Origin of the sequence: Candidatus Fukatsuia anoeciicola (genome assembly GCF_964059965.1) — a bacterium.
Lineage (GTDB): Bacteria > Pseudomonadota > Gammaproteobacteria > Enterobacterales > Enterobacteriaceae > Fukatsuia > Fukatsuia anoeciicola.
In genome coordinates this window covers 578,373-598,077 of the sequence record NZ_OZ060923.1, presented here as the reverse complement: position 1 = coordinate 598,077, position 19,705 = coordinate 578,373, and the positions used below count along the sequence as shown (strand labels likewise).

The window sequence follows — 19,705 nt, the reverse complement described above, 5'->3', positions numbered from 1 at the left end:
ATTAATTAATATGTAGTTAGTTGTGACGCTACCTGTTTTACTATCATCATATATGCACGACGATTTTGAGAGCTAAGTTTTTTGGAATGCGGTAATTTTATGGTAACAGGATTAACAGCCTGTTGATTTAACCATAATTCATAATGTAAATGAGGACCAGTGGAACGCCCAGTATTACCAGATAAAGCAATACGATCACCTCTTTTTACTTTTTGTCTAGGTTCAACTAGAAATTTTTTTAAATGCATATAGCGAGTAATGTACTTATGACCATGGCGGATAACCACATAGTTTCCTGCTACTCTGCTACATTTTGCTACTAATACATAACCATCACCTACAGCTAATACTGGTGTTCCTATTGGCATAGCAAAATCTACCCCTTTATGAGGGGCAATACGCCCAGTCATAGGATTAAGGCGTCGTGGATTAAAGCCAGAAGAAATGCGAAATTGTTTCATAGTTGGAAAGCGCATAAAACTACGCTCTAAACCATAGCCTAGATGATCGTAAAATTTTCCATCATTAGCACGAATAGCGTAATAATCCTTATCTTCGGAATGTATCCATGCTCCTAGTAAATGACTTTGTTTATTATGAGTACCAAATTTTTCACGAGATATCAACACAGAAAAATGATCACCCTCATGTAATTTATTTAAATCTAATTGCCACTGTAATACTTTAGTTACTGCATGTATTTCAATAGGATTTAATCCTGCATTTTTCGCGCTATCAAAAAAATTACCTATAAGATGACCGCTTAGTACACTACTTTGCCGTTTACTTTGTTGTAAAATTTTCTTTTCCTTAAAGTTATTGCCAATACGATCATAAGTACGTGTTTCATGGCGCGAAACTTCCCATAGAACTTGCTGTAGATTACCCTTTTTATTTACAAACCAGGAAATTTGTTGACCTATTTTTAGGTTACATAAATCATGATATTGTGAAGTTAGTAAAGAAATATCAGCTATATCAATACCATATTGTATTAGTATACCACCTAAGGTATCACCCGCTGAAATAATATATTCATGCAAACTAGTTTTATTAGGAAACTTACTAATAATTTTATTTTGTGAGACATTATCATTAGATAATGTTTGATTAAAAGTCTTATTTACTTCAGGAAGTAATAAGAGTGATTGAGTAAGATTTGGAATAATAGAATTATTTTTTAAATAATAAAATGTAGGCTGCCAAAATATTAAGGCTAATATAATTAGAATTAAAGACCATAATATTATATAATGAAGGCGAAATAACGTATTATACGCCAGAATGATAGTTTTAGCTATCTGCTGCACTGATATTTATCCTTATAAGCTTCATTCTAGGCAGCTTACATATTGCTTTGATAATTGAAATAAAAATTTTATATAACTATCCTTACTTAATTTAATACCATTACCTAATGGATCTAGATTACCTATTCGTATATTTATATCCTTAGTAATAGTATTAATTATAGCTGGCTTAAACTGTGACTCAGTAAAAATACATACTGCTTTTCGTTTAATTAATTGTGTTTTTATTTGATATAATCGTCGTGCACCAGGAGGTATGGCAAGATTGACAGTAAAATGTCCTAATGGTACTAAACTAAACTGTTTCTCAAAATAGCCATAGGCATCGTGAAAAACAAAATAACCTTTACTACGTATAGGATTAAGTATACTAGCAATATTTTTTTCACTTTGTGCTAATTTATATTTAAATTGACGTAGGTTTGCGTCTAGTTTATTTTTTTTTTGCGGCATAAGTTTTAATAAATTATTATGAATAGTAATTGCAGCTAGTCTTGCTATTTTAGGTGATAACCAAACATGCATATCATAATTATTATGATTATAATGTTTAGCAATAGTAAATGGGTTAATTGTTTGGTAATCATGGTATTGATAATTATTAGTAGATTGATCATGTTGATTACTAGTCATTAGTAGTCCAGCAACCTTAGCTAATGGCGCAATGGCAATCTGTTTGTTAGTAGCTACTTTCATTAGTGGTTTACTAAGAAAAGCTTCCATTTCCATACCAACCCAAACAACTAAATCTGCATCATGTAAGCGCTGTAAATCAGATGGGCATAAAGCATAATTATGAGGTGAGGCACCATCTGGTAAGAGAACTTGAATTTCTGTTGATATAACTCCCTCTGTAATAGCCGCTACAATAAAACCTAACGGACGTATTGAAGTAACAATTGCAGCAAAAACCTGACTAGAGGAGACAATTACAAATAAAATAAATGATAATATAGCATAATTAGTTAATATAGAGCAGTATTGTGATTTATTTTTTTTCTGTAACATTAGTTAAATTCTCTCATCATTTTAGAGGATAAAGTGTAATATTATATATTAAATTTATTAGATTTTTTTACGTAACAGGTCTATTTACTAAACATAATAATCATGTCTACACTAATAGCTCTAAATAAAATATCCATAACTTTAGGTGGTCGACAGATACTTAGCAATATTTCCTTTTCTCTGCGAACAGGTAAGTTACTTACGTTACTTGGTCCAAATGGAGCAGGTAAATCAACTTTAGTTCGATTAGTGCTTGGGCTTATTTCACCAACTAGTGGTACATTAATTCGTCAACCTGCTTTATGTATTGGTTACGTGCCTCAGAAACTACATTTAGATGCTAGTTTACCTTTAACTGTTAACCGTTTTATGTGCTTAAAATCAGCTGGTCTAAAGTTAAAAAGAAAACACACAGATATTTTATCTGCACTAAGTCGTTTTCAAGCTGCTCATTTATTAGAAAGTCCAATGCAAAAACTATCTGGTGGTGAAAATCAGCGAGTCTTACTCGCCAGGGCATTACTAAATAAACCCCAATTATTAGTACTGGATGAGCCAGCACAAGGAATTGATATTAATGGGCAGTTAGCGCTGTATGCTTTAATCGAACAATTAAGAAAGGAGTTAGGCTGTACGATATTAATGGTATCACATGATTTACATTTAGTCATGGCTAAAACTGATGAAGTACTATGTCTTAATCAACACATCTGCTGTTCTGGTACACCTGAAGTAGTTTCTATGCATCCTGAATTTATTACTATGTTTGGTAACAGTGGTGCAAAACAACTAGCTATTTATCGTCATCATCATAACCAAAAATTTACATACCCATAGATTTAATTACAAGATTGGAACTGTAACTAATGATTAAATTACTTTTACCAGGTTGGTTAACTGGCATCTTGTTAGCAGTAGCAGCTGGACCATTAGGTTCTTTTGTCGTGTGGCGCCGAATGTCTTATTTTGGTGATACTCTTGCTCATGCTTCTTTACTTGGTGTAGCTTTTGGTTTGTTATTAAATATTAATGTATTTTACACAGTTATTATTATTACTTTAGTGTTGGCACTAGCGTTAGTCTGGTTAGAATATAAACTACAACTTGCTATTGATACTTTACTCGGGATTCTAGCTCATAGCACATTATCTCTCGGGTTAGTAGTAGTTAGTTTAATGTCTAATATGCGAGTTGATTTTATGACCTATCTATTTGGTGATTTACTATCAGCAACATTTGGTGATGTTTGGCTTATTGCTAACGGAGTCGTAATAGTATTAGCACTACTTTATTGGCAATGGCCAGCATTACTATCAATTACTATTAGTCCTGAACTAGCTCATGTTGATGGTGTTAATCTAAAGCGAACTAAGGTATTGTTAATGCTAATTACTGCACTAACTATAGGGTTATCAATGAAGTTTATTGGTGTATTAATCATTACTTCTTTGTTGCTTATTCCTACTGCTGCTGCTCGCCGATTTGCACGTACACCAGAACAAATGGCAGGTATTGCAATCCTTATTGGTATATTATCAGTTAGTGGTGGTCTTGCTTTTTCAGCTTGCTATGATACCCCAGCAGGTCCTTCTGTTGTTCTTTGTGCTACAATAATATTTATATTAACTTTATTAAAAAAAGAACGAGGATAGTTTATAGTAAATAACTACTCATAATGATTCTTGTTATATCGTATCCCAATTAGAGAATATAATAGGTTAGTTTTATTTATTTAGTTAAAATCTTATTTTACTAGTGTTTTCTAGTTTAAAACTATTTAGTTATTTTATTTCGCTGTATTCTCAGTAACTTTACTATTTCTAAATAATAATATTTATTTAATAATTTATATTAATGAATTATATAATATTTTATATAAAATATATAATGTTATATAAATAATAAATACATTATAATAATAAAATAAAAGTAGGTAAAATAATACAAATTATAACTAGCAAATATTAGTTACAATTTGTATTATATATTATAATTAGTAATATATAATATATTATTATATTCGTATTTTTTATATTGTATATAAATCAAAGGAAATTATTTTTACTGCTAATAATACAGAGATACTATTATCTATTACTATCTTAATAGATATTTCATAGTATAGAATAACTATACTTTTTATGTAGTTTTACTAATAGTATACATGAAGATCATTACGATAAGGTTTTTGCTAAATAATATACTTTTATCAATTCTTTGTAGTTTTGGTTAATAAGAAAAGAATAACGATTCTTATTATTTAGGTATTACTAAAGATGAATCGACCAATACAAGTAATCGTTACAATTTTTTTACTATTTCTAATTTTCATATTTTATCTCTCAACTAGCGTAGATACACAAGACGTAGAAGTCGGTTTTTCACCAGGAAGGGTGGCAAAAGACATAGTTTTAATGGCAATTAAAGAGGCTAAAACTTCAATTGATATTGCGATTTATTCTTTTACCAGTAAACAAATTGCATTAGCCCTTATTAAGGCTCAACAAAAAGGTATTAATATACGTGTAGTTGTTGATAATAAATCAAATAGTAGAAAATATACTGCGGTAACTTATCTAACTAATCATTGTGTTCCTGTTAAATTTAATAATAAATATATAATTATGCATAATAAATTTATGATTATTGATAGTCATTCAATTGAAACAGGATCATTTAATTATACAAAAAATGCTGCATCTCATAATGCAGAAAATGTAATTTACTTGCGTAACCGGCCAGATATTACAAAAAAATATACACAAGAATTTAACCGATTATGGAACGAAGCAATATATAAAAAACCTATATGTTAATATATTATATGGAATAGGTGCAAGTTACTTAAATATGTATATTTATTACTTTTATAATCCACTACTTAGTATTTTATCTATATAGTAAAATAATCTATTAGTAGCATATTTTATTGTTTAGTTTATAAAAATAATTTTTAGATTGCTACTAATAAAAAATAAAGTGCCCCAGTTAGGGGCACTAAGTTTAAGCAATATTATGTTCAAGTGTGGGCGTAGATTCATTATGTACGCTAATTGTAATTTTTTGTGGTTTTTCTTGTTCGGGAATATCATAAGTAAATTGTAATGTTAATAACCCCCTATCTAGATTAGCTTGCTGTATTATTATTCTATGTTCTAGACTTAAACTAAAAGAAAATGCATTCTTTTTAATACCCTTGTGTAACCATTTAATATTGTCTTTTTCTTTAGATAAGACTGTTTCTTCATTTTTTGGTTTACCACTAAGGGTAAACTGGTTATTAAGCACTGAAATATCTAGTTCGTCCTGTGTATAACCAGGGACATTTATTGTCATTTCATAATGTTCTTTATCTTTTTGTAGCAAATTATAAGCAGGTGTATCTGTAACAGGCTTTTCACCTGTTAGGCGACTAAAGAGATTATCCATCTGTGCAAAACGATCAGAAAGTAAGTGATTGCTTAGTGTTGGAATTAAAGAGACAGAACGATAAGCCATAACATCCTCCTTTAATACATATCTAATATTTTATATAAGCTAATACCCTAATTATTTATATAGGGATGTTTTATAGGTTTTCAATACATTTTTTTAATATAAAAAAATAATATTACTCTCATTATAATTAATAATTATTATTGCAAAATCTTATGCTAGTTTTCTTATAGGAAAGATTTGTAGAAAATTTTTTATTAAAGAACATATTTTATAATATGCTAGTCTGATTACTAGATAATAATAAATTATTATAGCAAATCTTTATTAATATATAAAACAATTATTACTAATTTTTAACTTAAGCATCATTTTTTATATTATATTATTAACTAAAGAGTAAAGTACTTTTTAAAAAGTATTGTTTGAATATAGTATAATATTAAATAACTTTAATAGTTCTTAGAACTAATTAAAGTTAAGTTCTCAAATACTTTCTATTCTTTCTATGTTAATAACATTAATGATACATATAATATATAAAAAGTTTATTTAAAGCTAATAAGCTTAGCACTACTCAAGAAATAAAATAGGTTATTACTAAGCTCTTTTTATAAATTTTTTCTTTCCTGGCTTAATTTACGCTAGATTATCATTATAAAAATCTTTATAAGAAATCCTAAGTATCTCTTAGATTTATTTTATTAATCTTAAGCATGTTTAGCTATATCTAGTAGCAAACTATACCTAGTACATTGTATATTGTATATTGTATATTGTATATTGTATATTGTATATTGTATATTGTATATTTTACATTTGCAATTTAATACTTTAGCACATAAAATAATAGATTCTATTTTACAAAAGTTTAGATTTTTATCTAAAATATAATATGTTACTGATAGTCAAAGAAAAATAGTTTTATATCTAGATTTTTTACTTTAGTATTGTATTTAATTACTATATTTACAGTACTATAATTAAACAAAATTAGTATAATACTAATAATTTATACTATTAAAATATTTCTCTATATTTTTACTATAAAATACACAACATTATGATAAATATCATTTATATTATCTAATTTTATTACTCTTAAGATATTAATTTCTTAAATCTATTTTCTAATAACTTTACCTTATTATATTCTATAGTAATAGTTTTAAACTTATCTTCGAGATTATGCTTAAAAGATACACTTAAACCTATAAGTAACATACTTACTACTAAAACTACTGATAGTAGCACTAATAAAAATATATTTACACACTTCATATTGTATTTTATTTTTTTTGCCTGTATTTTTATTTCTTCAATATTTTTTTGAATATTAATAATCATAATATCTTTTTTATCTTCAGTCATTAACTAATCCTATTAATATATTATTTATATAAAAATAAATTTATACTAAAAAACTAACAGCAATTATTTATATTTTATCATAGATCAGTCTTATCTCATCATTTTATGTTTTTTATAATATATACATAAGAATGATATTCTTATAATTACTTTATTACTTAGTTAACTATATAAATAAAACTAGATACTATCTTTATATAATATACTCTAATAACCCTTATCTAGACATAAATTGTTACTTAATATGCATTTAATTTTTAATAATATCAAATTTCTTATTTTGCTTCTTAAAAGTATATTATAAATATTTCTACTTTAAATTATATGTATAATTTTTTACTAAAACCTTAAATTACAACATAATTGTGTCTCTATTAGTATTTATTTATATCACTAATTTTTATTATATTTTATTCTATTAATATCTTTATTAGTAGTATTATAGATATTTTGTATTTTTCTTTCTTTTTATGAAAGATTTATTACCATTTATTTAGAAGTAGAATTTATTTTTCTAAGCTACTAGCTAATACTAAAAATTAGTAATTTAAATCTAATATTTATCGTAAGGTATTTGCTTTATTATTTAATATCTTTATACTTTTTAGTATACTAATTACTATTATTTTGTAAAAAACTAAGGAATAGTATTAAGTGATAAAATAATTTAAAAAAATCCATCATCGTCATTACTAAAATCATTAGTATCACATTCATTATTAGACAGAGTATCATTTTGATCAAGAAAATGTTTGTCAGATACAGAGTTAAATGTCTCGAGATTATTAGTATCAAAATTCTGATTTAATAATGCATCATTTTCTCCAGTATATAATGCAGCGGGATTATCAATAGTGCTAATAATCTCTTGAGGGGCAGCATGATGAAACATGTTAGTTAATATATTACCTAATACTACACCTCCTGCAACACCAGCTGCCGTTTTTAATGCGCCAGACATAAAACTATTATCACATGATGTACCAGTAGAGGAAGCAGAACTTGTGTGGCTTAAAGGTAATGTTTTTGCTGGTAATTGTGGTAATGAATTAGAACGGTTGCTATTAAATAATTTACCAAGAAAACTTCTATTTACCGGTTGCTGAGTTGCCTTCAACTGGGCTACATTATTCTGTAGCTGCTGAACTTGTTGGTTAAGGCGATTAAGTGCTGCTTCTTGAATTAGGAGTGACTGTGCCATATAATAAGGCGCAGCAGGTTGTTGTTGAATAAAACCTTGAATCTTCTGTTCCGCTTCAGCATCTCGTGGTTCAGCGTTATGTTCTGTCTGTTTTAGTCGTTGAAATAATCTATCTATCAGACGTTGTTCTTCAAATTGCATATATACTCCCTCTTTCTAATTATTATTAATATGCCATCTTATTAGGCATAAGCCAAGTATAGTTTTCGTACCACTCTTAAATTATTATTCTTATTAGATAAGTATCTAATCATAAAGGTATAACAATAAATTATTATGATGTTTTTAACCGTTCTTGTAACTAAGTTTTTGTTTTCTAAATACTATGTTTTAATAGTAATTAAATACATTTTTAATTAAAATATACTATTTTACTTAGCACGTTACTTTTATATAAATGAAATTTATATTTAATACTAGGTAACTCTATATCTACATAGATTAATATACATAGATATTTTAATCTTATATTTTTATAAATTATTATCGTGTATATCATTAAAAATTTATCTATCTTATCAAAATAATAATAGAGCTACTATTATTAAATTAATTTTTCATATCTATATAGTGATAAAATTACTTTAATTATATTAACTACTTCTAATAAAGAGTACTTATATAAATAGAAATAAATATAATTTAAGTTTGTATTTATATGTTAATAAATAATAATGTTATGCTTATGTACTTGGCATAATATTAGGTTAATTAGATTCTAGTTTTACATATTAAATTTCCTGGAACAAGAAGCACAAGATTTAGTGGTACTACTACTAGATAATAGATTATTTCATCTAGAATGCCCTATTAATAATTTAAAAAATAAATGGATTCAGGTTTCATTATAAATGAATTTTTCCTTTATTATAATATAATTTATTGTTACTAATACTAGTTTCTTACTAATTATCAATTTAAAACTATATGATTTATTATCCTAAATACATAATATTAGTTAATGTCTAATATCTTTAGATTAATATATTGCGACTACTTAATATTTTAATAATGATTAAAATTTTTTAGATCAATTTTTTGATATATTAATAGGTTTAATGTTAGTCTAGTGATAGCTAATTTTATATTTTTAGTAGTATAGTATTTAAAGAATTTTACTATACAGTATTGTCTTAGATATATCCATTTTCTATATACTATGACATAGGATCTTATAATTTTAAGAAACTTTATTATTTAGTATTATATCTATTGCTAAATAGTATCTTTAAATTAAGAGATAAAAATCTACTTTATTCAAAAGATGCTTAAAATATAATATTCTCAATGATTAGAATAATCACCTAATAATTTTCTTCAATATTAAGGTAATAATTAACTCTATTTACTTATATTTATTATTTATAGGTATATTTTAATGCATGTAGAACATAAATTTTTATATTTCTATAAAAATACTATAACATTTTCTAGATTTACTATTAATTGGCGTATTTTTTATAATAAAGTAATTAGTATTGCTCGTATAATTATGCGATTAATAATTACTTAATTAAAAATCTTAGTTAGTCTAATGTAATAAGTAGCATCTATTAGTAATAAATATTATCAAATACTTAATAAATTTGGAAGCTTTAAGTTCCAGATCAATTTTTGATATATTAAAAAATTTTTTATAAAGCATTAGAGTATTTCTGTACTTAATAAAGTAAACTAGTTTTTTGATGAATACTATATCTTTGATATATTATTAATCAATATACTATTATTTAAACTATCTAAAATAATAGTTTTACTTTTTTAATTTTTTTAAAATTGTAAATTATTTTTTATTTACTTTTTTTAACTTAAAATCTAATTTTATAGATTAGACCTATTACGTTTTTCTGATAGATTTAGTAATATTATATTTGTTAATATATTTTAACAAATTTATTAATATACTAAAATCTAAATTAAATTTTAAAATTACTATTATATATAACTAGTTTGGTAAAAATAACTAAAAACTCCATTATCGTCATAGATTGACTTGTAGTATACATAGTTATATCTTCTTTAAAAAGATATAGTAGATTATTTATTTAGATTATTAATATAGGTGTAGTTATGTCTATAAAAATATAATACTAGTAGTTATTATAGTTAGATAAGTTATTTTATAGGGTTATATTGCTTTTCAATAAAGTATAGGTGAAAACTTAATTAGAATACATACATTTATTAATATGAGTAGTTGCTAAATAAAATTAAGACTATTTATATTCAAAACAACTATTATAAAAAATAATTATCAAAAGAAACTAAAAAAATGCTGTCTTAAGAGCGGGAAATGGAAGAATTAATAGGTATAATCATGATTAGTTAATTACTATTTTATAGGATAAAATAACTTATTATTATTTATGAATATTACTAATAAACTATAGAAAAATAGAAATACTATCCTAGTAATTACTAGCTATCTTAGCTTTATTTAGCTATTAGCATATAGAATTTACAATTATCATGATAGTTTTAAAATTTTATTCCTATAACTGAATAGTATAAGGCTAAAGTATTATTTAATATTATAGCAAATATTAATAATATTAGTTAAATAAATATATAACATTTATATAGAAGATTTTATTAATGAATATTACTAAGATATTAAATCATATTTATATACAAATATATTATTAGATAATAATAAAAGATAATACATAGGTATTAATACTATAAATTTTTTATTTAAGAACAGAAATACTCTTATAAAAACCATGTAAATTAATTATAAAAATAAATATTAACATTAATATTGCTTAATGTTAATATTTTAATAAAAATTAATTACAGTACGTAATATTTACTATTTATGTACCCATTAGTATATAACTTAAATTTTTTACTTTATTTCTTATATTTAGTGCATAAATACTAGTATAGCTGAATTATTATATAATCTATGAATAAATAAAGTTTATTTACTGAATTACTTCATAATGGTAGTTTCTTCTTCCAGTTTTTGCTTTAACTATATCATTATTTATTTAATATCTATAAATTCTAAATTCTGCTAATTTAGAATTTTAATTATTTATTTGATATTTTTTAAGAGTGGGAGTCCTGTATTAAAGCATCCTCTTATCCTATATTCAAACAATACTTTTTAAAAAGTACTTTACTCTTTAGTTAATAGTATAATATAAAAAATGATGCTTAAGTTAAAAATTAGTAATAATTGTTTTATATATTAATAAAGATTTGCTATAATAATTTATTATTATCTAGTAATCAGACTAGCATATTATAAAATATGTTCTTTAATAAAAAATTTTCTACAAATCTTTCCTATAAGAAAACTAGCATAAGATTTTGCAATAATAATTATTAATTATAATGAGAGTAATATTATTTTTTTATATTAAAAAAATGTATTGAAAACCTATAAAACATCCCTATATAAATAATTAGGGTATTAGCTTATATAAAATATTAGATATGTATTAAAGGAGGATGTTATGGCTTATCGTTCTGTCTCTTTAATTCCAACACTAAGCAATCACTTACTTTCTGATCGTTTTGCACAGATGGATAATCTCTTTAGTCGCCTAACAGGTGAAAAGCCTGTTACAGATACACCTGCTTATAATTTGCTACAAAAAGATAAAGAACATTATGAAATGACAATAAATGTCCCTGGTTATACACAGGACGAACTAGATATTTCAGTGCTTAATAACCAGTTTACCCTTAGTGGTAAACCAAAAAATGAAGAAACAGTCTTATCTAAAGAAAAAGACAATATTAAATGGTTACACAAGGGTATTAAAAAGAATGCATTTTCTTTTAGTTTAAGTCTAGAACATAGAATAATAATACAGCAAGCTAATCTAGATAGGGGGTTATTAACATTACAATTTACTTATGATATTCCCGAACAAGAAAAACCACAAAAAATTACAATTAGCGTACATAATGAATCTACGCCCACACTTGAACATAATATTGCTTAAACTTAGTGCCCCTAACTGGGGCACTTTATTTTTTATTAGTAGCAATCTAAAAATTATTTTTATAAACTAAACAATAAAATATGCTACTAATAGATTATTTTACTATATAGATAAAATACTAAGTAGTGGATTATAAAAGTAATAAATATACATATTTAAGTAACTTGCACCTATTCCATATAATATATTAACATATAGGTTTTTTATATATTGCTTCGTTCCATAATCGGTTAAATTCTTGTGTATATTTTTTTGTAATATCTGGCCGGTTACGCAAGTAAATTACATTTTCTGCATTATGAGATGCAGCATTTTTTGTATAATTAAATGATCCTGTTTCAATTGAATGACTATCAATAATCATAAATTTATTATGCATAGCAATTAAAAATAATTGATATTTAAAAGAAAAATATAAATATATAAAAATAAACTATATAATAGATTAGTTATTTGTAATTTTATTTATATGCAAAATATTTTATGTACAATTATTTATTTATTATTTTACAATATTTTACATATATAATATTTTCTTAAAATTTATAAAAACTTAATTAAATTGAATAGTGATGTATTAGAAATATTTTTATTAATTTAAATACTACCTTAATAAATAATGTTAAATATTATTTTTCTATACATTAATATCTTATATTATCTTTTAATATAAGATAGATTTTTATTTTTAAGTATTATATTTAGTTAAAATTATTTTATTTATTTAATAAATCTTTTATAAAACTCTTATTTATAGTAGCACTCTTATAACTTAAGATAAATAAAACTATAAAAGTACTACTATAGATTTTAGGTTTGGATAGGTAAATAATAAGATATATCTTATTATTTATTATTTTTAGCATCACATCTTAAATATTCTAGTATTCATAGAATACATATACCTATAACAATAACTATTATTTAATATATTCTAAGTATTAAGTTTCATGTTATTTTAGTTGCAAAAAACATTATATTAATATTTAAAAATATAACAGTAAGAATAAGATATCTAATACAAGAAACTATGTTTATTAATACAAATTATTAGTATATAAAGTTAAAATATTTAAAATATAGTATTATAGTAAAGAAACTACCTAAAAGTAATCAATAATTTTATTATTTGTTTTTAATTACTATTAGACAATACTTTTTTTGTTACATCACCAATTTCTACCAAATTACGGATTATTTTTACTCCCGCTTTAGCTAATGCGGTAAATTTATCTTCTGCTGTACCTTTGGTGCCAGTAATGATGGCGCCTGCATGCCCCATACGCTTGCCTGATGGTGCAGTAATACCTGCAATATAAGCAACTACAGGTTTTGTGACATACTTAGAGATATAATTAGCAGCTTCTTCTTCCATATTACCACCGATTTCACCAATCATAATAATTACTTCAGTTTTTTTATCCTGCTGAAACAATTTAAGAATATCAATAAAATTAGATCCCTGAATCGGATCACCACCAATACCAACACAACTTGATTGACCTAAGCCAATATCAGTAGTTTGCTTTACTGCTTCGTAAGTTAAAGTACCAGAACGAGAAACAATACCAATTTTGCCAGGTAAATGTATATATCCAGGCATGATGCCAATTTTACATTCACCTGGTGTAATTACTCCTGGGCAATTAGGGCCAATCATACGTACATTGCTTTGATTTAATTTTGCTTTTATTATTAACATATCTAATGTTGGTATGCCTTCAGTAATACAGATAATTAACTTAATACCTGCATCAATTGCCTCCAGAATTGAATCCTTGCAAAAAGGAGCTGGTACATATACGCTTGATACTGTAGCGCCTGTTTTTTTAATTGCTTCATAAACAGTATTAAATACAGATAAACCTAAATGTTTTGTACCTCCTTTGCCCGGTGTTACACCCCCTACTATTTTAGTACCATAAGCGATTGCTTGTTTAGAATGAAAAGTTCCTTGACTGCCAGTAAAACCCTGACAAATAACTTTAGTATTTTTATCGATTAAAATAGACATTATTTAATTCCTATTATATCAATAACTTGATATATGGCATCTGTTAGGCTAGTGGCAACAATAATATTTAAATCATTATCAGCTAATTTTTTAGCACCTAATTCAGCATTATTACCTTCAAGACGCACTACTACTGGCACTTTAATATCTACTTGACTTATCGCCCTAATAATGCCATCTGCAATTAAATCACAACGTACAATGCCACCAAAAATATTAACTAATACTACTTTTATATTTTCATCTGATAAAATAATTTTAAAAGCTTCAGTTACGCGTTCTTTAGTTGCTCCTCCGCCAACATCTAAGAAATTAGCTGGTCTACCACCATGCAGTTTTATGATATCCATGGTAGCCATAGCTAAACCAGCGCCATTAACCATGCAACCAATATTACCATTTAGTGCTACATAATTTAGTTTCCATGTAGCAGCATGAGCCTCACGTTTATCTTCTTGGCTTGGATCACGCATGTTATGTAATTCTACTTGACGAAATAATGCATTATCATCAACTGATAATTTACAGTCAAGGCAAATTAAATCCCCTTGCTTAGTAATTACAAGGGGATTAATTTCAATTAATGTAAGATCATATGTCAAGAATAACTTATAAATTTCCATAAAGATTTTAGTAAACTGAACTATCTGCTCCCCATTTAAGCCTAATTTAAATGCTAATTCACGTCCTTGTAAGGGTTGTAATTTTATTAATGGGTTTAATGCTAATCGATAGATTAATTCAGGTGTTTTTTTTGCTATTTTTTCAATTTCAACACCACCTTCAGTCGATGCTATACATACTATACAACATAAAGAACGATCAACAATAATACTAAGATATAATTCTTTATCAATATCAGTAGCTGCTTCAACTAAAATCTGATTCACTGGTTGACCAGTAGCATCTGTCTGATAAGTTACTAGATTTTTACCTAACCATTTATTAGCAAAAGCTTCCACAGCTTCTTTATTGTTTACTACTTCTATTCCCCCAGCTTTGCCGCGTCCACCAGTATGTACCTGACATTTAACTGCCCATTTATTACCAGGAATTTTTGCAGTAGCGTCAGTAGCCTCTTGTTTTGTACTACAAACATAACCAATTGGAATTGGTAAGTTATTTTTAAAAAATAATTGTTTTGCTTGATACTCATGTAAGTTCATATAATTTATCCATACAAAAATTAGAAAGATACCAAAGCATATAATTTTGTATTAGTATTTTGTTTTGCTAATAATCTTTTTATATATCTAATAGCAAACGAATTGGGTTTTCCAGTATTTCTTTTATTGTAACTAGGAAACTTACTGATTCTCGACCATCAATCAAACGGTGATCATAAGAAAATGCTAAATACATCATAGGTAAGATTAGTACCTGACCATCAACTGCCATTGGACGATCTTTAATCGCATGCATCCCAAGGATTGCGCTTTGTGGTGGATTAATAATTGGTGTTGATACTAATGAACCAAATATGCCACCATTAGTAATTGTAAAATTACCACCAGTTAATTCTTCTATCGTTAGTTTACCATCACGCCCTTTTGCTGCAAGTATTTTAATTTGTTTTTCGATCTCTGACATATGTAAGGTCTCAACATTACGCAATACGGGTGTAACTAAGCCTCGTGGTGTAGAAACTGCAATACTGATATCAAAATAATTATGATATACCACATCTGTACCATCAATAGAGGCATTTACTTCTGGGTAACGTTTTAAAGCTTCTAGCACTGCCTTGCTATAGAAAGACATAAAACCTAAACGAATACCATGACGTTTCTCAAAAGACTCACCATATTTTTGACGTAGATCTATAATTGGTTTCATATTAACTTCATTAAAAGTAGTTAACATAGCAGTATTATTTTTTGCTTCTAGTAAACGTTCAGCAATCCGTTTACGTATACGCGTCATTGGTACTCGTTTCTCACTACGTTGGTCTAACACAGGAATATCAGATTTTATCTTTAATTCTGTTGAGTTTTTTTTGTAAGTTAAATATTTATCAATATCCTCACGCGTAATGCGACCACCAATACCGCTGCCTTTAATTGTGTTAGCATCTAGATTATACTCTGCTATTAAGCGACGAATAGCAGGGCTAAGTGTATCATTAGCTAGCCCTGTTAGATCAATCAGATGATCCTGAATAATATTGTTTTCTTCTTTTTTATTATTTAATAGTTTTTGTTCTATTAATTTATTTGAATTATCACTTAAAAGAATAGAACCAACAACCTGTTTTGTAATTACAGTAGCCCCTTCATATTGTAAAATATCACCTAAAATACCTGATTGACTAGCTGGAACTTCTAAGATAACTTTATCAGTTTCAATTTCTAACAAGATTTCATCACGCAGAATAACGTCTCCTGGTTTTTTATGCCAGGCGACAATTATAGCATCAGTAATAGACTCAGGTAGATCAGGAATTAAAATCTTTATGCTACTCATATCTCTCTCTATCTTATTTTTAAATGTTTAGATGCTTATGTTCAGTGCGTCATTAACAAGATCTCGTTGCTGTTTTTGATGTACTGATATGTAACCTACGGCTGGTGATGCCGAAGCAGGACGGCCGGCATAACGCAAAGAGGCATTATGTGGTATTATTTCGCGAAAATTATGTTGACTATAATACCAAGCCCCTTGATTAAGTGGCTCTTCCTGACACCAAACAAAATCACGTACCCCAACATATTTTTTTAGCAATAGTTCGATAGTTTTATATGGAAAGGGATAAGGTTGTTCAATACGTATAATAGCAATATCTGTTTGATTATTTTTACGGCGTTGTTCTAATAAATCATAATAAATCTTGCCTGAACACATAATGATACTTTTAATCTCTTTAGGTTTTAATTTATCAATTTCATCTATTACAGGTTGAAAATAACCGCTAGCTAATTCATCAAGAGAAGAGGTGGCTAATGGATGGCGTAATAATGATTTTGGTGACATAACTATTAATGGGCGACGCATACTACGTAACACTTGACGACGTAGCATGTGATAGACCTGCGCAGGTGTTGATGGAATACACACCTGCATATTTTGTTCAGCGCATAGCTGCAAATAACGCTCTAAACGTGCTGATGAATGTTCGGGACCTTGTCCTTCATAACCGTGCGGTAACAACATAACTAGGCCACACATCCTACCCCATTTTTGTTCGCCTGAACTAATGAATTGATCAATTACTACCTGCGCTCCATTAGCAAAGTCACCAAATTGGGCTTCCCAAATAGTTAGAGCACGTGGTTCAGTTATAGCGTAGCCATATTCAAAAGCTAATACTGCTTCTTCTGATAACACGGAATCCCATACTTGAAACTTACCTTGTCTCTTCTTTATATTTGCTAATGGCATATAAATAGAGCCATTTTTTTGATTATGAATAACGGCATGACGATGAAAAAAAGTACCACGTCTAGTATCTTCACCAGATAGGCGCACAGAAATACCTTCATTAATTAAGGTAGCGTAGGCTAATATTTCTGCAGCGCCCCAGTCAAATGCTTTATTTCCTTTGGCCATTTCAGTACGATCACTATAAATTTTAGCAACACGTGATTGCATTTTAACCTCTAGTGGCACTTTACTAATAGAATGAGCTAGCTCTTTTAAACATTTTTTATCAATTTTATTAGGATATTTAGCATCCCATTCGTGATTAAGATAAGGAGACCAAGTAATAGAATTTAAAACTGTTGAGCGGCATCCTTCTACAACACAATCACCATGATCTAAAGCGTTACGGTATATACTGACTCTTTCTGCCGCATCTTCCTTATTAATTATATTTTGTTTAATTAATTTATCAGTATAAATTTTAAGTAGTGTAGGATGTTTTTTAATTTTCTCATACATAATTGGTTGTGTTACACTGGGTTCATCTACTTCGTTATGGCCATGTCGACGATAACAGACGAGATCAATCATTACATCGCGTTTAAATTTATTACGGAAATCTAATGTTACTCGGGTAATAAAAGCGACAGCTTCAGGATCATCAGCATTAACATGAAAAATTGGTGCTTGTATCATTTTAGCAATATCAGTACAATATTGTGTAGAGCGAGCATCTTGCAGGTTAGAAGTAGTAAAACCAATTTGGTTATTAATTACAATATGTATAGTACCTCCTACTTCATAACCACGAGTCTCTGACATGTTTAGCGTTTCTTGCATGATACCTTGGCCAATAATTGCAGCATCACCGTGAATAGTTATTGGTAGAATTCTATTATTTTGTAATACATCTAGACGATCACGACGGGCACGTACTGAGCCTATTACTACTGGACTAATAATTTCTAAATGAGATGGGTTAAAAGCTAATGAAAGATGAACTAGGCCACTATCTGTCTTAATATCAGATGAAAAACCTTGGTGATATTTAACATCTCCTGTTCCTAAATTTTCTTTATATTTACCTATAAATTCATCAAATAAATCATTAGGTTTTTTACCTAAAACATTAATAAGAACATTTAAACGTCCACGATGGGCCATGCCTAGTACAATTTCATGGGTACCATTATTACCAGCATAACGGATTATTTCTTTTAGTAAAATAATAAGTGAATCACCGCCTTCTAATGAGAAACGTTTAGCTCCTGGAAACTGTACTCCTAAATAATGCTCTAAACCTTCAGCTGCAGTGAGTTCATCAAGAAAACGGAGTTTTTCATGTTTTTTAAATACAGATTCAATCACTACTGATTCAATACGCTGTTGAATCCAGCATTTTTCTTCAGTATTTATAACGTGCATATACTCAACACCAATCGAACTACAATAAGTCTTCTTAAGAGCATTATATAAATCAGCTAATTTCATAGTTTCAGTACCTATAAAAAAAGAATTAATATTAAATGTCTCTTGAAAATCATCTTGAGTCAAATGGTAATAAGCAGGATCAAGATCAGGTATAGGCTCTTGTTGCGATAAATTAAGAGGATCAAGATTTGCGTGTTGATGACCATGAAAACGAAAAGCATTAATTAACTGTAATACCCTGATTTGCTTAGTACTAGAATCATTAATTAGGTAATGATGATAGGTGATATTTTGTGCTAAATAATAAAAATGACTACGTATTTGCGAATGAAGTTGATCAGGTTTTTTTGATTTTGTCATTAGTAGTTGATTAAAAATCATACACCAACTAGCTTCAACAGAAGTAGGATTTATTAAAAAATCTTCATAGAGCTGTTCTATATAAGATTGATTTGCACCAGCTAGATAAGAAGAGTTCAGCCAAGCCTTCATGGTGTCATTCTGCATTATGATCTCTTAGAGTTTTGAAGTTTTGTTTTATTATGGTTAATATTTATACTATTAATAAATTTATTGTATATTTAACTTTATTAAAACTTATCGAAAAGGTTTAGAA

General features: G+C 27.2%; 14 protein-coding genes. 4 read left to right on the top strand and 10 right to left on the bottom strand.

The window, feature by feature from the left end; all coding sequences use genetic code 11:
• Nucleotides 1–5 precede the first annotated feature (5 nt).
• Entirely contained in the window at nucleotides 6–1,310 is a 1,305-nt protein-coding gene (gene mepM / locus AB4W73_RS01970) for a murein DD-endopeptidase MepM (protein WP_367680185.1), read from the bottom strand.
• A 21-nt stretch (nucleotides 1,311–1,331) separates the two neighbouring features.
• Entirely contained in the window at nucleotides 1,332–2,318 is a 987-nt protein-coding gene (gene znuA / locus AB4W73_RS01965; RefSeq protein WP_367680184.1) for a zinc ABC transporter substrate-binding protein ZnuA, read from the bottom strand.
• Nucleotides 2,319–2,420: 102 nt separating this feature from the next.
• Between znuA and znuC the strand changes: the two genes are divergently transcribed.
• The 3 genes from znuC to AB4W73_RS01950 all read left to right on the top strand — a co-directional run bounded on the left by znuC (nucleotide 2,421) and on the right by AB4W73_RS01950 (nucleotide 5,134).
• Nucleotides 2,421–3,155 (top strand): zinc ABC transporter ATP-binding protein ZnuC, encoded by a 735-nt coding sequence (gene znuC / locus AB4W73_RS01960; protein WP_367680183.1) that lies wholly within the window; start codon nucleotides 2,421–2,423, stop codon nucleotides 3,153–3,155.
• 29 nt (nucleotides 3,156–3,184) lie between these two features.
• Nucleotides 3,185–3,970, top strand: a complete 786-nt coding sequence (gene znuB, locus AB4W73_RS01955; RefSeq protein ID WP_367680182.1) for a zinc ABC transporter permease subunit ZnuB — start codon at nucleotides 3,185–3,187, stop codon at nucleotides 3,968–3,970.
• Between the two features lie 624 nt (nucleotides 3,971–4,594).
• Nucleotides 4,595–5,134 (top strand): phospholipase D family protein, encoded by a 540-nt coding sequence (locus tag AB4W73_RS01950; RefSeq protein WP_367680181.1) that lies wholly within the window; start codon nucleotides 4,595–4,597, stop codon nucleotides 5,132–5,134.
• A 187-nt stretch (nucleotides 5,135–5,321) separates the two neighbouring features.
• Here AB4W73_RS01950 and AB4W73_RS01945 read toward each other — a convergent pair whose 3' ends face one another.
• The 3 genes from AB4W73_RS01945 to AB4W73_RS01935 form a co-directional block, all read right to left on the bottom strand.
• Nucleotides 5,322–5,816, bottom strand: a complete 495-nt coding sequence (locus AB4W73_RS01945) for an Hsp20 family protein (RefSeq protein ID WP_367680178.1) — start codon at nucleotides 5,814–5,816, stop codon at nucleotides 5,322–5,324.
• A 1,038-nt stretch (nucleotides 5,817–6,854) separates the two neighbouring features.
• On the bottom strand, nucleotides 6,855–7,124 hold the full coding sequence (locus tag AB4W73_RS01940) for a hypothetical protein (protein ID WP_367680180.1): 270 nt from the start codon (nucleotides 7,122–7,124) through the stop codon (nucleotides 6,855–6,857).
• Between the two features lie 667 nt (nucleotides 7,125–7,791).
• Nucleotides 7,792–8,466 (bottom strand): DUF2076 domain-containing protein, encoded by a 675-nt coding sequence (locus AB4W73_RS01935; RefSeq protein ID WP_367680179.1) that lies wholly within the window; start codon nucleotides 8,464–8,466, stop codon nucleotides 7,792–7,794.
• Between the two features lie 3,323 nt (nucleotides 8,467–11,789).
• Between AB4W73_RS01935 and AB4W73_RS01930 the strand changes: the two genes are divergently transcribed.
• Complete coding sequence (locus AB4W73_RS01930; RefSeq protein ID WP_367680178.1) at nucleotides 11,790–12,284, top strand: Hsp20 family protein; 495 nt, start codon at nucleotides 11,790–11,792, stop codon at nucleotides 12,282–12,284.
• 187 nt (nucleotides 12,285–12,471) lie between these two features.
• On the opposite strand, the gene AB4W73_RS01925 is transcribed toward AB4W73_RS01930, so the two are convergent.
• The 5 genes from AB4W73_RS01925 to sucA form a co-directional block, all read right to left on the bottom strand.
• Nucleotides 12,472–12,669: a phospholipase D-like domain-containing protein gene (locus tag AB4W73_RS01925; protein ID WP_367680753.1), complete on the bottom strand. Its 198-nt coding sequence runs from the start codon at nucleotides 12,667–12,669 to the stop codon at nucleotides 12,472–12,474.
• Between the two features lie 750 nt (nucleotides 12,670–13,419).
• Entirely contained in the window at nucleotides 13,420–14,298 is an 879-nt protein-coding gene (sucD, locus tag AB4W73_RS01920; protein WP_367680177.1) for a succinate--CoA ligase subunit alpha, read from the bottom strand.
• Nucleotides 14,298–15,464: an ADP-forming succinate--CoA ligase subunit beta gene (gene sucC / locus AB4W73_RS01915; RefSeq protein WP_367680176.1), complete on the bottom strand. Its 1,167-nt coding sequence runs from the start codon at nucleotides 15,462–15,464 to the stop codon at nucleotides 14,298–14,300. The genes sucD and sucC overlap by 1 nt, the downstream gene beginning before the upstream one ends.
• A 79-nt stretch (nucleotides 15,465–15,543) precedes the next feature.
• Nucleotides 15,544–16,761: a 2-oxoglutarate dehydrogenase complex dihydrolipoyllysine-residue succinyltransferase gene (gene odhB / locus AB4W73_RS01910; protein WP_367680175.1), complete on the bottom strand. Its 1,218-nt coding sequence runs from the start codon at nucleotides 16,759–16,761 to the stop codon at nucleotides 15,544–15,546.
• 27 nt (nucleotides 16,762–16,788) lie between these two features.
• The gene (gene sucA, locus AB4W73_RS01905; protein ID WP_367680174.1) at nucleotides 16,789–19,596 is read right to left on the bottom strand and encodes a 2-oxoglutarate dehydrogenase E1 component; all 2,808 of its coding nucleotides are present in this window, start codon (nucleotides 19,594–19,596) and stop codon (nucleotides 16,789–16,791) included.
• Nucleotides 19,597–19,705: the final 109 nt, after the last annotated feature.